Below are 15,200 nucleotides of genomic sequence, written 5' to 3' on the forward strand. Positions count from 1 at the left end.
GCCTCCTTATTCGAACCGGGCCGTGACAGTACCCAGGCCCTGGTAGCGAACGCTGATGTTGTCACCGGCTTCCACGGCGATCGCCGCAGTGATGCCACCGGTCATGATGAAGGTACCAGCCGGGATGTGTTCGCCCCGTTCGGCCAGCAGGTTAGCCAGCATGGCGACGCTGGAGGCCGGGTGGCCCAGAACCGCAGCACCGGCGCCAACATCGACGATCTCACCGTTCTTCTCGACTACTACCCCGAGAGTTTTCAGGTCCAGGTCGGCCACGTTGGCCATGGTGCCACCGGTGATGAAACGGCTGGAGGAGGCGTTATCGGCCACCACGCTCACCAGGTCAAACTTGAAGTTCTCGTAGCGAGAGTCGATCACTTCCACCGCCGGGATCACGAAATCCGTCGCCGCCAGTACGTCACCGATATGACAACCCGGGCCGTGCAATGGCGCCTTGGTCACAAAGGCGATCTCGGCTTCGATTTTCGGGTGGATCAGCTCTTTGGTTTTGACCACACCGCCGTCCGGTGCGCTGAAGTAATCCGCCAGGAAGCCGTAGATGGGGGTTTCCACACCCATCTGAGCCATCTTGGCCCAGGAGGTCAGGCCCATCTTCATGCCAACTACCTTGTTACCACGAGCTTCCTTACGACGGCGGATTTCCCACTGCACGTCGTAGGCGTCTTCAAAGGTCATATCCGGGTAATCGTTGGTGACCTTGGTGATGTCGTGGGCTTTCAGTTCGGCATTTTCTACGTGCTCGGCCAGGGCCAGCATCTGTTCATTAGTCAGGGTCTTGCTCATGCCTTTTGCTCCTCTTGCGCCTTCAGCAGGTCCAGCGCCACGTCCACGATCATGTCTTCCTGGCCACCCACCATCCGGCGCTTGCCCAGTTCAACGAGAATATCCACGGTCTTCAGGCCATACTTCTGCGCCGCCACTTCGGAATGGCGCAGGAAGCTGGAGTACACTCCGGCATAGCCCAGGGCCAATGTTTCGCGGTCGACGCGAACCGGGCGGTCCTGCAGCGGGCGTACGATGTCGTCGGCCGCGTCCATCAGGGCGTACACGTCAGTACCGTGGTTCCAGCCCAGCTTGTCGAAGGCAGCAATGCACACTTCCAGCGGCGCGTTGCCGGCACCAGCGCCCATGCCGGAGAGGCTGGCATCGATGCGGTCACAGCCTTCTTCCACCGCCACCATGGAATTGGCCACACCCAGGGCCAGGTTGTGGTGGGCGTGGATACCGGTTTGGGTTTCCGGCTTCAGAACGTCTTTTAGGGCCCGGAAGCGGTCACGAATGTCGTTCATGTTCATGGCACCGCCGGAGTCGACCACGTACAGACAAGTAGCGCCGTAGTCTTCCATCAGTTTTGCCTGTTCAGCCAACCCTTGCGGGGTTTGCATGTGGCTCATCATCAGGAAGCCGACGGTATCCATGCCGAGCTTTCTGGCGTGTTCGATGTGCTGTTTGGAGACATCCGCTTCGGTGCAATGGGTGGCGACACGCACGATTCTGGCGCCGGCCTTGTAGGCGTTGTCCAGGTCGTGGACGGTGCCAATACCCGGCAGCAGCAGGGTGGCGATCTGGGAATGGGTGACCACTTCGGCCACCGCCTCGATCCACTCCAGGTCGGTGTGGGCACCGAAGCCGTAGTTGAAGCTGGAGCCTTGCAGGCCGTCGCCGTGGGCGACTTCGATGGAATCGACTTTCGCCTTGTCCAGGGCCCGTGCGATGTCCTGCACATTCTTGATGCTGTACTGGTGACGGATGGCGTGGCTGCCGTCGCGCAGGGTCACGTCGGAGATGTAGAGTTTCTTGCCAGGGTTAACAGTCATGGTTCAATCTCCTCAGTTGATCAGTGACTCGGCAATGCGCTCGGCGGTGCCCAGGGCAGCGGAGGTCATGATGTCGAGGTTGCCGGCGTAGGCCGGGAGGTAATGGGCGGCGCCTTCGACTTCCAGGAAGATGGAGGTTTTCAGGCCACTGAAACGACCCAGGCCTGGGACGTTCATGGGCTGGTCTTCCGGGATCACGTCAAACTGCACTTTCTGCTTGAGGCGGTAGCCGGGCACGTAGGAAGACACGGCTTGCACCATTTCTTCTACAGACGCTTCCACTTCCGCCTGGTCGGCGGCGTCGGACAGTACGTACACGGTGTCGCGCATCAGCAGCGGCGGCTCGGCCGGGTTCAGGATGATGATGGCTTTGCCCTTCTGGGCGCCGCCGACCACTTCGATGGCCTTGGAGGTGGTTTCGGTGAACTCGTCGATGTTGGCGCGGGTGCCGGGGCCGGCGGACTTCGATGAAATCGACGCCACGATTTCGGCGTAGTGCACCTTGGCCACGCGGGAGACGGCAGCCACCATGGGAATCGTCGCCTGGCCACCGCAGGTGACCATGTTGACGTTACCTTCCTGCAGGTTCTGCTCCAGGTTCACCACCGGGACGCAGTAGGGGCCGATGGCCGCCGGCGTCAGGTCGATGATCTTCAGGCTTTCCTTGTGGCCCCGCAGGAACACTTCGTTGTGCATGTGAGCACCGGCGGAGGTGGCATCAAACACGATGTCGATGTCGGCAAATTCCGGCATTTTCACCAGTCCGTCCACGCCTTCGTGGGTGGTGGCGACGCCCATGCGGTTGGCGCGGGCCAGACCGTCGGATTCCGGGTCGATGCCGACCATGGCGCCCATCTCGATATTCTTCCCGTTACGCAGAATCTTGATCATCAGGTCGGTGCCAATGTTGCCCGAACCGATGATGGCGGCTTTCAGTTTCTTGCTCATAATCTTGTCCTCTTTCGGTCCGGATCAGACGAAGCGCACAGACGCGCTGCCAATCCCGCCAATGTCCACACGCATGGTGTCACCGGCTTTCACCGGCTCCAGCGGTACCAGGGAGCCTGACAGGATGACTTCACCTGCCTTCAGGGAAATGCCGAACTCACCCAGGGTGTTGGCCAGCCAGGCCACGCAGTTCACCGGAGAGCTCAATGCAGCGGCGCCGGCACCGGTGCTGATGATGGAACCGTTCTTTTCCACCACCATTCCGCAGGTCACCAGGTCAACATCCCGGGGGGAGACGGCGTTGTCACCGAGCACAAACAGGCCACAGGAGGCGTTATCGGCGATGGTGTCCTGAATGGCGATCTTCCAGTCCTGAATTCGGGAATCGACGATTTCGAAACAGGGCATGACGCATTCGGTGGCCGCCAGCACATCGGCGTTGGTCACGCCTGGGCCGGTCAGGTCTTTCTTCAGAATGAAGGCGATTTCGCCTTCGGCACGTGGGGCAATCAGGCGGTCGCTGATAGGCACCACTTCACCGCTGTTGAACACCATGTCGTCGGTCAGGTAACCGAAATCCGGCTGGTGTACATTCAGCATGTTCATCACTGCCTTGCTGGTGACGCCGATCTTCTTGCCGATGATCCGGGCACCGGCCTGTTGCCGGCGCTCGAGCATGCGCAGTGAGATGTGGTAGGCATCGTCAATGCTAATGTCTTCGCCACGGCTGGTCAGCGGCGAAACGGCTTCCCGCTTGACCATCGCCTCATAGAGTTCGTCGCCGAACTGCTGGATTTTCTGCTTATCCATTACTTGTCTCCGGCAGCGGCCTGATCCGCTTCGTTCAGGAAATCGTTGACCAACCGGGCGAACCGGTCGGCGTGTTCAATCTGGGTCCAGTGGCCGCAGCGGCCGAACACGTGCAACTGGGCACGGTCAATCAGGTCCGCCAGCTTGTAGGAGGCCTCCAGGGGAATCACTTCGTCTTCGCGACCGTGGATGATCAGGGTCTCGTGATTGAGGGCCCGGATGTCGTCTTCGTTGCTGGCCAGGTTGTCCACCCAGCGCTGGCGCGGAGCCGGAAACATGGCGGCAAAGGATTCCTGGAAACCGGGGCGAATGCTGGCCTGGTAACGCATTTCTGCCAGTTCGTCGGTCAACAGCCCCTTGTTGAAGGCAAATACATCCATCAACCGGCGCATGGTTTCCAGCGAGGGCTGGTAACCCCAGACTTCGTCCAGGCCCTTGGTGATCGGGAAGCTGACACCGACAGACCCCATCAACACCAGCCGGCGTACCCGTTGCGGGTGCTCAATAGCCAAGGCCAGGGCAAGGCCACCGCCAAAGGAATTACCCACCAGGTCCACCTGTTCCAGGCCCAGTTCATCCAGCACACCGATGGCATGTTTCACCCAGCGCTCACGGTTGTAGATCTGGTCTTCCGGGCGCTCGCTGTAGCCGAAGCCCAGCATGTCCGGCGCGATCACCCGGCGATGCTTGGCCAGCTCGGGGATTACCAGGCGCCAGTTGGCCCAGGCGGTCACGCCGGGGCCGGAGCCGTGGATCATCATCAGCGGAAATCCGCCTTTGCCATGATCGTGCAGGTTGGTCCGGTAGCCGGCGGCGGTAATCTCGCGCCCGATTTCAGGGCTGTCTACAGGTGCGTTCATGGCTGCCTCACAGTTTGATACAGACGTTCTTCATTTCGGTGTAGAACTCCAGGGAGTGCACACCGCCCTCGCGGCCGATACCGGACTGCTTGCTGCCACCAAACGGCGTGCGCAGGTCCCGCAGGAACCAGCTGTTCACCCAGATGATGCCGGCTTCAATCTGTCCTGCTACCCGGTGGGCGCGGCTGACGTTTTCGGTCCAGATCGCAGACGCCAGGCCGTAGGGCAGGCTGTTGGCCAGCTCGATGGCTTCTTCTTCGCTGTCGAACGGGCGAATGTGGCAGCAGGGGCCGAAGATTTCGTCGGTAACCACCGCCGAATCGTCCGGCAAGCCGGTCCAGATCGTGGGCTGCACCCAGGCACCGCCGGCGTACTCTTCCGGCATGTCGGGTACACCGCCACCGGTCACCACCGTGGCGCCGTCGTCCACGGCTTTCTGGTAGTAGGACAGCACTTTTTCACGGTGCTTCAGGCTGACCAGCGGGCCGAAATTGGCCTTGTCGTCATCGGGCGGTCCGATACGCAGCTTTTCCGCTTCCGCTTTCAGGCGTGCCACAAACTCGTCAAAGATGGAACGTTCCACATAGACTCGTTCGGTGCCCAGGCACACCTGGCCACAGTTGACGAACGCAGAGCGCATGGTGCCTTCGATGGCCTTGTCCATATCGCAGTCTGCGAACACCAGGCCGGCGTTCTTGCCACCCAGTTCCAGGGAGATATCCCGGATGCCCTTGGCGGCCGCTTTCATGATCACTTCGCCGGTGCCGGTTTCACCGGTGAAGGTGAAGCCGTCTACGTCCGGGTGGGCCGTGAGGAAGGCGCCGGCGGAATCGCCACCGAAGCCGTGCACCACGTTGTAAACGCCATCCGGCACGCCGGCTTCCTTCATCACTTCGCCCAGCAGAGCGGTGGTGGTCGGGGTTTCTTCCGACGGCTTGACCACCACGGTGTTACCACAGGCCAGCGCAGGACCCACTTTCCAGGTCATCAGCAGCAACGGCAGGTTCCAGGGACTGATCACACCAATCACACCCTTGGGACGGCGCACGGCGTAGTTCAGCGCACCGCTGCCATCAGGTGTGGCCATTTCAAAGGATTCCGCCGGCACGTTCTTGACCATGTCGGCGAAGACTTTGAAGTTGGCCGCACCCCGGGGAATGTCGATGTGGCTGGCCATGGACTTGGGCTTGCCGGTGTCCAGGCACTCCGCCTCCAGAAACTCGTCAAAGCGCTCGTTAATGCCGTCGGCTACCTTGTGCAGAATCCGGGTGCGCTCGTCCAGGGTCATCTTGCCCCAGGGGCCTTTTAAAGCGGCTCTGGCCGCTTTGACGGCCGCATCCACTTCATCGCGGCCAGCCTCGTGAACCTTGGCGATCACCTTACCGTTCACCGGGTTGACGTTGTCAAACAGCTTTCCGTTGGCAGAGCCGACGTATTGGCCGTTGATGTAGTGTTTGATCTCTTTCATTGCTGCCTAGTCCTGTAAAGTTGAATCCTGTTTGGTCGTTCTCAGATCAGGTCAACACCGTCAAGAAACGCTCATTCAGTACCCGGTCGTGATAGAAAATGGCCTTACCGAGCTGCTCGGCCTGCCAGGTCACGGGTTTGTGATCCGGGTAGAAGTAGTCACCGCCACAGAACACTTCGTTGCGGTTGCCAGACGGGTCGAAGAAGTAAATGGTCTTGCCGTGGGTCAGGCCATGACGGGTCGGTCCGATATCAATGGAAGTGTCGGTCATGGAGATCAGGTCGGCTGCCCGTAGCACGTCCTCCCAGGTTTCCAGGAAGAAAGACGCGTGGTGGAACTTGCCCTTCTCTTCATGGTGAATGAAGGCAATGTCGTGCTCCTTCATAGACACGGTCAGGAACTGGGCAATCCGGGTGCCTTCGGGGTCCAGTACCTGCTCGGCCAGGTCGAAGCCCAGAACATTTACGAAGATGTCGTAAACGGCGGCAAGCTCCGGCCCATAAAACAGGCAATGATCGAAACGCACGGCCTTCATGCCTTGCAAACCGCGGGGCCAGGCTTCCGGGTTAACGCTGGAAACGCCCCACTTGCCGGTGTACTTCTTGTCGGCATAGAGCTCGAAGGCATGGCCGGAGGGCACGGTGAACCGCACACGGCGACCGCAGTCTTTCAGCTCTTCCGGCGGTACCTGTTCTACCTCAACGCCATAAGCCACCAGGTCTTTTTCCAGCTGAACCAGGGTGTCTTCATCCAGTACCTTGAAGCCCATAAAATCGCAGCCAGGCTCATCTGCTTCACGCAGCACCAGGGAGAACTTGTCCACCTCGGTCCAGGCTTTCAGGTACACCCGGCCCTGGTCGTCACGATCGGTTTCGATCATGCCCAGCAGCTCGGTGTAGTGTTTGACGGCTTCGCCCATATCGAGAACCCGGATCTGTACGTGGCCGGGACGCATTACACCTTTTTTCATGACAGTCACCTCAACGGTTTTGTTGTTGTTTGCTTCGCAAGTGCCGCCTCCGGCAGAGGCACACACTCGATGGTCAAGTCGGTCAGCGGGTAGATCCGGCAAGCCAGGACTTCCCCTTTTTCAACGGCTTCGGGCGGGGCATGCACCTTGCTCATCTTGCCGCACTCGAAATCCCCCTCCAGAACCCGGATTTTGCAAAAACCGCAGCCACCACCCCGGCAGCCCACGGGCACACACTTCACTCCCAGTTGCTCCATCGCCTTGAGCACACTCTGGCCGTCCTGGCAGGTAAAGTGGTCTCCCGTTGTGCGGTTGAACACCTGGAACCCGGCCATACCACCTCCCGGTCAGATCTTCTTGAACAGGGCTGAACGCTGGGTGTCTTCCGCACCGTCGGCCGCTGTCAGGAATTTCTCCATGAAGATGTCCCGCTCGAACAACCGGCCTTGCATCAGGGCAGTGATCGCGGCATCAATCATCGGAGGTGGGCCACACAGGTAAGCCTTGTTACCGGAAAACCGGCTATCAAAGTGCTCCTTGGCGGCATCGTGCACATAGCCCCGGAAGCCCGGCCAGTCGGCGTCATCTTCGGCCTGGCTCAGGGCCGGCACGTAGGTGAAGTTGTCGTGGTCACGATCCAGTGCTTCAAACAGTTCGCGGTTGTAAAGTTCGGCGAGGTTGCGGGCGCCCTGGAACAACACGATCTTGCGTTCGTCGTCCTGCTCCAGCAGGTCGAGAATCATCGACTGCGGGCTGGAAAGCCCTGACCCACCCGCGATGAAGATCAGGTCGCCAGGCTGGGAGCTGCGCACGAAGAACTGGCCGTAGGGGCCGGACAGGTTCAGCTCATCGCCTGCTTTCAACTGCTCGTGGATGTAGGTGGTTGCAGCGCCACCCTCAACCAGGCGGATGTGCAGTTCCACTTCATCGGGTTTGCCCGGCGGATTTGCCAGGGAGAATGCACGGGCACCCTCAACTCCGGGCACTTCGATGTTGATGTACTGGCCGGCCTGGAAGGTCATCGGGCGGTCCAGTTTCAGGTGCAGACCCTTGATGGTGGGCGACAGGTCAACAATATCCGTTACTGTCGCAACATAGTCCTCCACCGGGTAGCCCTCGAAGTCCGGGTCGACATCAATGTCGGCTTCAATGGTGACGTCGCTCTCCACGGTGGCGCAGCAGGCCAGCACCTTGCCTTCGTCCCGCTCAACATCCATCAGGGCAAAGGGTGAGGCGTCGCCAATCTCAACGTCGCCTTCCAGCACCTGAACCTTGCAGGTGGCGCAGGTGCCGTGGCCGCAAGCGAAGGGCAACCACACACCCTGGCGAAGGGCCGCCTGGAGGATGGTCTGGCCATCCTCGACTTCAATCTGCTCGCCAATCGGCTCGATAGTAACGGTATGACTCATCGCTCTGCCCTCAGTATCCGGCGTTCGCCATGCCTTTCAGGCCCGGCGTGGTAACCGTCAGCATGCTTTTGTGATCAATGCCCTGGTCTTTCAGGGTGGCATCCGCATTCGGGGTGAACGGCTCATCGTTCAGCAGCCATTCAGCATTTAGGAAGTCCGCTTTTGCAGATTCCGGGTGTGCTGCGGTGGCCGGCTTGAGGATCTCCTCCACCAGGGCACGGAAGGTCATATCCGGCTGCACCAGCAACGCAAACGGCGCGCAGAACAGCAGGTGGTCGGGCCAGTAGACATACAGCAGCTGCATGCCGTGAAAGTTTTCGACCTTGTCTTTCGGTTCAAACTTGTAGTCGTAAAGTGCGTTTACACTCATGATGGTCACCTTGTTGTTTTTGTGGGTGTGTCGCCCGGCGCCATTGGCCTCCGGGTGACTCCCGAGTCAATATCAGGCGGCGTCCTGGTTTTCGTCCGCAGGCTTCTGGCCCTTGATGGTCATCCAGTGCTTGTGGTCCGGAGACCCGAGGTACTCGAAATTGTCCTCGCCGATGTTGATGTGGTAGTACTTCTGCACCACGGTCTCGACATCGCCACCTTCACAGTTGCCCTGATAAATCTGGTGCACCGGCAACCAGGCCTGCACGTACTTCTCAGGCTCGTGCTTGAAGATGTCGCAGCAGGCTTCGGAGCAGAAGTGATAGCGCTCGCCCTCATGCACCAGCTGGCGATGGCTCAGCTTCGTGGGCGCCCCCATTTCGGTGAACAGGGTGGGCACCTGGCACACCTGGCACAGTTGCGGCAGGGTGTTGTTGTAGAAGCGACGGCCAGCGGCAGCCTCTTTCGCCAGGTACTCGTAGCGCGGGCGGTAGTACTTGTCGAAAGACTCCGGGTACTTCTCGGACATCCAGTCCATCTCTTCCTTCTCCGGAATCCAGGTGTGGAAGTTGGTGGCCTGGCTGTACTGGTAGAAGGTGGTCCACAGCTGGTGACTCAGGTGATGCTTGGCATCGTTGGCCACGTCCTGGTACTTGGGCGGGCGAATGCCGTAACGCTCAAGATCCTTGAACAGGGCGCCACCGTTCTGCTCGTAATACACTTCCCAGGCCTCGGCCCAGCTCATCACCTTGTTCGGCAGCATGTAGTCCATCATCATGCTGACCAGGCTGAGCAGGCGGAAACCACGCCAGAACCACTTGTCTATCCAGCGCTGAACAATGGGCACGTTGTCTTCGTGCTGTTCCAGGATGAACTTGATTACCTCCAGGCCCAGGGTCATGTGACGGGCTTCGTCAGACTGTGCAGAGAAGCCGAACGTCACGGTAGCCATGTCGCCGTTATAGGCGGCACCCGACATGAACGGTACAAACAGCAGGTTGGTCAGCACGTACTCGAACGAGAACGAGATGGCGGTCAGGAACTCGAACGGGCCGGCGGTGCGGGCATCGTCAAAGAACGACTTGGGTACGGACAGGAACCACACCCGGTCGTGCATGTGCGGGGCATCGTGCAGGCCGTTGAAGTGCTTGTTGTAGTGGCTCATGGCGTGCTGCTGGGTCTGGGAATGACGCAGCTCGTCGATCGCCTGCATCTGGCAGGCCACCCGGGCACCGGCACCACTGAACTGGCGGCCAACCTTCGCATACCCCTGGAACGCAGCGTGCTCGAGCGGAGAAACACCGCTGAGGAACAGTTTCAGGGCGTTCACGTAGCGGGCATCGGAAATGTTCTGATGGCCGTTGTTCTGGGCAAAGGCGTCGAAGATGGCATACAGCTTCTTCTCTTTCTCGGCCTGGTACTTCCAGTAGGCGTCCATGGTCAGACGGAACGGATCTTCCCACTGGGACCAATCGACAATCTTGATGCCTTCAAACCGCTCGTCCGGATAGATGTCTTCCATCTTCTGGTAAGTCGGCTCCCAGGCCATATCCCGGGTCAGGTACTGGTATTTGTCTTTAAGGTTCAGCTTTTTGTTTTTAACAACCATGGTGATTCTCCCGATTATTTCCACTCAAGGATGAAGTGGTCATCGTCTTCGTCGACGTTGCCGCCAATACTGATGACATCGATAAGCATTTCCTGAACGTCCCAGTCACGCCCGAGTTTCTCTTCCATGGTTTCCCGGTTGATCACCAGGCGCTTCTCGGCCTGGATCCGGATCATGGCCGGCTGGTGCTGCAGCTCTGCCTCCGGGTTATCTTCCATCACGGCTTCCGCCAGATAACGGGCGTTGTCGTTGTCCTGAAATACAATGAATACGAGCTGGCTCATGCGGATACTCCCTGGCTCTGCAGACCGACTTTCTTCAGGCGGGTAGACAGTTCCGCCCGGGCTTCGTCCAGTGCTTCAACGCCAACCGAGGCCTCTGCCAGTGGTTTAAGCGCGCTGTAAACCTGGGGCTCCCAGTGGTCGACCCACTGCTGGAGCTGTGCAATGTTGGCGTCGCTTTCACCGGCCACGGCTTTCATCATGGCGTTGGTCCAGCGCAGGGTGTCCTTGTACCAGTCACGCATGAACTCGGTGAGCATGGAGACGTCCTCGGCACCCTGGCTTTCCAGCCACTCATCCATCTTGTGATAGACCAGCGGGAACATCAGGCCGTCCATCAGGATGTTCTGCAGCAGGGTCAGCTCGAACCAGTCCTGCACCACCAGTGAGTCTTCCACCAGCTTGCGCAGGGGCTGCCACAGCTCGTCGTCCATCCAGTAGCCCTTGGATTCGTCCAGGGCGGTGCCGGTGCTGCCATCAATCATCAAGGCTATGCGGGACAGATACTGGCCAATCCCAAGGCGGTCCATGGCCTGATAAATGTGCATCTGGGACACAGTTGTTGCAGTGGCCTCACCGGCAATCTTGCTGTTGTTCATGTTGGCGCCCAGTTCCACATGGCGCAGGGGCACCATCAGGCGCAGCAACAGCTTCTGGGTTTCTTCCGGCAGGCGGGTCAGCAGGTTGCGCTTGTCACAGAAGCCGTAGCTGGTTTCAGCCTGTTCCTGCATCTTGGCGCGGTTACCCACATAGGCACCGTAGTAGAACTGACGGGGGTCAGACACCGCATACCAGTCTTCCATCCGGATCGCGGTGCGGCGCTCGTCATTGAGCTCGTAGTTTGCATCCCACTGCGGGCGATAATGGAAGTTGGTTTTCGCTTCCAGGTCGTAGCTGGCTTCCTGGTAACGGGTAGCCGGCTTCTCGCCAAAACGACGGGCGATGTGGCTGTAGGTCTGGCGAATAGGTTCCACCGAGGTGGTTTTGATTTCGATACTCATATCAACCTTTCCGTTTTGTTTTTGTGGATCAGATTGTGGGTGTTGCTTGTTTGGCTCAATAACGCTGGCCGCGCTCTCCGAAGCGCCACTTGACCATGTCTTCGTCGATCTCGCGGATCATGTCCGAATTCATATGGACCACGTTGTTGTGCTTGCAGAAGATCTCGAAGGCTTCCCGTGGCAGCACAAGCTCGACGAACAGCTCCGGATAACCAATCGCAAAATCGAATTCCACGAATTTGTCACCTGGCTCGCTGCGGACCCGGATATAGCGGGTCATTTCGTTAAAGGTCTTGGCTTCTGGCTGGTTCGTCATAGTGAGCCCCGTTTATGTTTGTGGTCGGCTTGCAGTGTACTGAGCAACGGCTGTGCCACTTCGGAGACGACCACCACGAGAAAGTATGTAGACCAATGTTTTTGATAGGTTTTTCAGGATCAAACGAACGCTTCAAGCGGTTAAAACGAGCTCCGAACTTCGGCTCGAGAGGGGTTCTTTTTTCACCAAATGATCAAAACCAAGGGTGATCTGACCAAATGCTCAGACCAAGGCCCAATTCAACGATCACCTCCATTTTTTTACTATTTGGTTGATTTTTGACCTTGATCAGGTGTTAGATGATCAATTAACGAGCTCCGAATGAGCTGTTCCCCGCCTACAACTATAAAAGGGGTCTCCGACCATGGCTGTCAGTTACAAGCCACAACTGAACTACACCGATTTCAAGGATCTGACGGAGCAGATTCATTTCCAAAGCTCGGAAGGCAAGATCTGGTTTGGCGAGCAGCGGATGCTGCTGATGAACCTCACCTCTCTGGGTGCGTTTCGCCGTGAGATCGTCAACAGCATGGGCGCAGAGAGAGCCAAGGGGTTCTTTCTGCGGCTGGGTTATCTGTCTGGTCTGAAAGATGCCGAGCTGGCCCGCAAACTTCGCCCGCATTGCAGTGAGCTGGACATTTTCCTGGCAGGCCCCCAGTTACACTCGCTCAAAGGCATGGTCAAGGTGATCCCGCTGGAAATCGATCTGGACCAGGAAACCGGCGATTTCTATGGCCGCCTTGAATGGATTGACTCCTGGGAAGTGGAAATCTGCAAAACCGAACTGGGGCAAATGAGCGAGCCGGCCTGCTGGGTTTTGCTGGGGTACGCCTGCGCCTATACATCGTCATTCATGGGGCGGGAAATTATCTTCCGGGAGGTGAGTTGTCGGGGTTGTGGCGACGAGAAATGCATTATTGAAGGCAAACCGGCAGAGGAATGGCCGGATGCAAAAGAATTTTCCCGCCACTTCAAAGCAGACCCGATCATTGAAGAGCTCTACGACCTGCAGGAGCAACTGAACTCCCTGCGCAGTACCCTGCAGCGACAGCAGGGCCAGTACTACGGCATCGGCCAGTCGGCTTCCTATAACAAAGTGTGCAAGATGATCGACAAGGCAGCCCAGGGCAAGGTGTCTGTGCTGCTGCTCGGTGAAACCGGCGTTGGTAAGGAGGTCATCGCCAAGAGTGTTCACCTCCGCAGCGAGCGGGCTGACGGCCCGTTCATCGCCGTCAACTGCGCTGCCATTCCGCCAGACCTGATTGAAGCCGAGCTGTTCGGGGTGGAAAAAGGCGCCTATACCGGCGCCAACCAGGCCCGTGAGGGTCGCTTCGAACGCGCCCACGGCGGCACGATTTTTCTGGACGAAGTGATTGAACTGACCCCTCGGGCCCAGGCAACCCTGTTAAGGGTTCTGCAGGAGGGCGAGTTGGAGCGGGTGGGCGACAACCGTACCCGCAAGGTGAATGTCCGGGTGATTGCCGCGACTAATGAAAGCCTTGAGCAAGCGGTCGAGCAAGGCCGGTTCCGGGCCGATCTGTTCTATCGCCTCAACGTGTTCCCGGTACAGATTCCGGCCTTGCGGGATCGCCTGGAAGACCTGCCTCTGCTGGTGGGGCACTTTCTTGAAAAGTTTCACGCCCAGTACGAGAAGCGCACGCTTGGCCTCTCCGACAAGGCATTGTCGCTGTGCATGAGCTACCACTGGCCGGGCAATATCCGGGAACTGGAGAATGTGATTGAGCGGGGGGTGATCCTGACCGACAACAACGAAACCATCAGTCAGGATGCCCTGTTTGTGACTCCGCCCGCGACGGACAAACAGCCAGGTGAGCGTATTGATGAAGAAGGCAATATGCGGTCCGGCCCACCGGAAGGCGGCACGAGCAGCTGGTCAGATACGATTCTGGGGGCTGGAATAAGCCTGGATGAGGTAGAGGAAACCCTGATGCGCCAAGCCATGGAGCAAGCCAATCAGAACGTCTCCAAAGCCGCCCGACTGCTGGGCCTCACTCGCCCCGCCCTAGCTTACCGCCTGAAGAAATCCGGCATTCTTGTTGAAAGCTGACCAGCAACCTGACTCTTGCAGCAACAGGGATGTTGCAGCACTTGACCGCCGCCTTACGAAATGGACAACCCGCCAGATCACTTGATCATTTGATTAAAATCAAACCCTGAAAATCCTCCTCTGCTGTTCGATCAAACCACTCGACGCTTTCCATTTATATCAATTATTCAACAACTTAATTAATCAATATCCCAAATGGCACAGCCGTTGCTGATGGCATTGTCAGTCGCTTTTCACAACAACAAAGACGGTGACAAAACAATGCAAAACGCTTTCCTGCGCTCAACGCGCAAAACGGCGGTGGCTGTCGCAGTAGTCGGCGCATCGTCGCTTATCCTGACCGGGTGCGAAGCACCGCTGAATCTGGAATCCGTCAGGGCGGTTTCAGAGCAACCCTCAAAACGCACAGATTTCTACCAGGCCATGGCCAGCAACCACCAGGTGATTGTGGTGTCTGGCAATGATGGGGTTCTCCTGGCCAGTGATGACCAAGGCGATACCTGGAAGCGGCTACCGGTCGGCGCCGCCCGCAGTTTCCTGGCCATGGATGTGTGCCCAGATAACTCCTTTGTCGCGCTGGCCTTCGACAACCACATCTGGCACGGCACAGCCGATGCGTCCGAGTGGACAGCCCACGCCATGCCCAGCCAGGAGCAGATGATGACCGCGGCCTGCGGGCCCGATGGTAGCTGGCTCGCCGCAGGCAGCTTTACCACCGTTCAGTTCAGCACCGATCAAGGCGAAAGCTGGGACGAAACCTCCCTCTACGAAGACGCCATTATCAACAATCTCCAGTTTGTCAGTGACGAGCAGGTGATCGCCACCGGCGAATACGGGCTGGTTCTGCGCAGCGACGACAGTGGCATGAACTGGGAAATCGCCGGCCGTGTTCCGGACGAGTTCTACATTCACGCCAGTTACTTCGCATCTGAGTCTGAAGGCTGGGTAGGTGGCCTGAACGGCTTCATCTATCACACCACGGACGGCGGTGAGAGCTGGAATCAGGTGCCGGCCGAAACCTCCGCACCGGTGTTTGGCTTCATTGCGGGTGCAGGTGCCGTCTACGCCCTGGCCGATAACGCCACGGTACTGAAACTGGGCGATGCCGGCTGGAGAAAGATCTCGGAATCCAGCCAACCACTCTACCTGAGAGCCGGGCTGGCTCTGCCAGACCATCGCCTGTTGGTGGCCGGTGGCCGGGGCCTGCTCTTCGACCTTGAACTCCCCACGGCCCTTGCCGCCAGTAAAGACTGAGG

The 15,200-nt window shown here is 58.6% G+C and carries 16 protein-coding genes; 2 read left to right on the forward strand and 14 right to left on the reverse strand.

The window, feature by feature from the left end; genetic code table 11:
* Window positions 1–6: 6 nt before the first annotated feature.
* The 14 genes from dmpH to ASQ50_RS09265 form a co-directional block, all read right to left on the reverse strand.
* Window positions 7–801, reverse strand: a complete 795-nt coding sequence (dmpH, locus tag ASQ50_RS09200; protein ID WP_058092964.1) for a 2-oxo-3-hexenedioate decarboxylase — start codon at window positions 799–801, stop codon at window positions 7–9.
* The gene (gene dmpG / locus ASQ50_RS09205) at window positions 798–1,835 is read right to left on the reverse strand and encodes a 4-hydroxy-2-oxovalerate aldolase (protein WP_058092965.1); all 1,038 of its coding nucleotides are present in this window, start codon (window positions 1,833–1,835) and stop codon (window positions 798–800) included. The genes dmpH and dmpG overlap by 4 nt, the downstream gene beginning before the upstream one ends.
* A 12-nt stretch (window positions 1,836–1,847) precedes the next feature.
* Window positions 1,848–2,783 (reverse strand): acetaldehyde dehydrogenase (acetylating), encoded by a 936-nt coding sequence (locus ASQ50_RS09210; protein WP_058092966.1) that lies wholly within the window; start codon window positions 2,781–2,783, stop codon window positions 1,848–1,850.
* Between the two features lie 24 nt (window positions 2,784–2,807).
* A complete protein-coding gene (gene dmpE, locus ASQ50_RS09215) occupies window positions 2,808–3,593 on the reverse strand; it encodes a 2-oxopent-4-enoate hydratase (protein WP_058092967.1) in 786 nt (261 codons plus the stop codon).
* Window positions 3,593–4,453 carry an alpha/beta fold hydrolase gene (locus tag ASQ50_RS09220; protein ID WP_058092968.1) on the reverse strand — a complete coding sequence of 287 codons (861 nt, stop codon included), beginning with the start codon at window positions 4,451–4,453 and terminating at the stop codon, window positions 3,593–3,595. The genes dmpE and ASQ50_RS09220 overlap by 1 nt, the downstream gene beginning before the upstream one ends.
* Before the next feature lie 7 nt (window positions 4,454–4,460).
* The gene (locus ASQ50_RS09225) at window positions 4,461–5,921 is read right to left on the reverse strand and encodes a 2-hydroxymuconic semialdehyde dehydrogenase (RefSeq protein ID WP_058092969.1); all 1,461 of its coding nucleotides are present in this window, start codon (window positions 5,919–5,921) and stop codon (window positions 4,461–4,463) included.
* Window positions 5,922–5,967: 46 nt separating this feature from the next.
* Window positions 5,968–6,891: a catechol 2,3-dioxygenase gene (locus tag ASQ50_RS09230; protein ID WP_058092970.1), complete on the reverse strand. Its 924-nt coding sequence runs from the start codon at window positions 6,889–6,891 to the stop codon at window positions 5,968–5,970.
* Between the two features lie 5 nt (window positions 6,892–6,896).
* Window positions 6,897–7,226 (reverse strand): 2Fe-2S iron-sulfur cluster-binding protein, encoded by a 330-nt coding sequence (locus ASQ50_RS09235; RefSeq protein ID WP_058092971.1) that lies wholly within the window; start codon window positions 7,224–7,226, stop codon window positions 6,897–6,899.
* A gap of 12 nt (window positions 7,227–7,238) precedes the next feature.
* The gene (locus tag ASQ50_RS09240; protein WP_058092972.1) at window positions 7,239–8,300 is read right to left on the reverse strand and encodes an NADH:ubiquinone reductase (Na(+)-transporting) subunit F; all 1,062 of its coding nucleotides are present in this window, start codon (window positions 8,298–8,300) and stop codon (window positions 7,239–7,241) included.
* A gap of 10 nt (window positions 8,301–8,310) precedes the next feature.
* Window positions 8,311–8,670, reverse strand: a complete 360-nt coding sequence (locus tag ASQ50_RS09245; RefSeq protein ID WP_058092973.1) for a phenol hydroxylase subunit P4 — start codon at window positions 8,668–8,670, stop codon at window positions 8,311–8,313.
* Window positions 8,671–8,742: 72 nt separating this feature from the next.
* Entirely contained in the window at window positions 8,743–10,278 is a 1,536-nt protein-coding gene (locus tag ASQ50_RS09250; RefSeq protein ID WP_058092974.1) for an aromatic/alkene/methane monooxygenase hydroxylase/oxygenase subunit alpha, read from the reverse strand.
* Between the two features lie 14 nt (window positions 10,279–10,292).
* A complete protein-coding gene (locus ASQ50_RS09255; RefSeq protein ID WP_046617734.1) occupies window positions 10,293–10,562 on the reverse strand; it encodes an MmoB/DmpM family protein in 270 nt (89 codons plus the stop codon).
* Entirely contained in the window at window positions 10,559–11,560 is a 1,002-nt protein-coding gene (locus tag ASQ50_RS09260; RefSeq protein WP_058092975.1) for an aromatic/alkene monooxygenase hydroxylase subunit beta, read from the reverse strand. The genes ASQ50_RS09255 and ASQ50_RS09260 overlap by 4 nt, the downstream gene beginning before the upstream one ends.
* 55 nt (window positions 11,561–11,615) lie before the next feature.
* Window positions 11,616–11,876 (reverse strand): phenol hydroxylase subunit, encoded by a 261-nt coding sequence (locus ASQ50_RS09265; protein WP_058092976.1) that lies wholly within the window; start codon window positions 11,874–11,876, stop codon window positions 11,616–11,618.
* A gap of 364 nt (window positions 11,877–12,240) precedes the next feature.
* On the opposite strand from ASQ50_RS09265, the gene ASQ50_RS09270 reads away from it, so the two are divergent.
* Together ASQ50_RS09270 and ASQ50_RS09275 are read left to right on the forward strand one after the other, a co-directional pair.
* Window positions 12,241–13,944, forward strand: a complete 1,704-nt coding sequence (locus ASQ50_RS09270; protein ID WP_058092977.1) for a sigma-54-dependent Fis family transcriptional regulator — start codon at window positions 12,241–12,243, stop codon at window positions 13,942–13,944.
* A 261-nt stretch (window positions 13,945–14,205) separates the two neighbouring features.
* Window positions 14,206–15,198, forward strand: a complete 993-nt coding sequence (locus tag ASQ50_RS09275; protein ID WP_058093046.1) for a YCF48-related protein — start codon at window positions 14,206–14,208, stop codon at window positions 15,196–15,198.
* The last annotated feature ends 2 nt before the right edge of the window (window positions 15,199–15,200 follow it).

It is taken from the genome of Marinobacter sp. LQ44, from assembly GCF_001447155.2.
Classification (GTDB): domain Bacteria; phylum Pseudomonadota; class Gammaproteobacteria; order Pseudomonadales; family Oleiphilaceae; genus Marinobacter.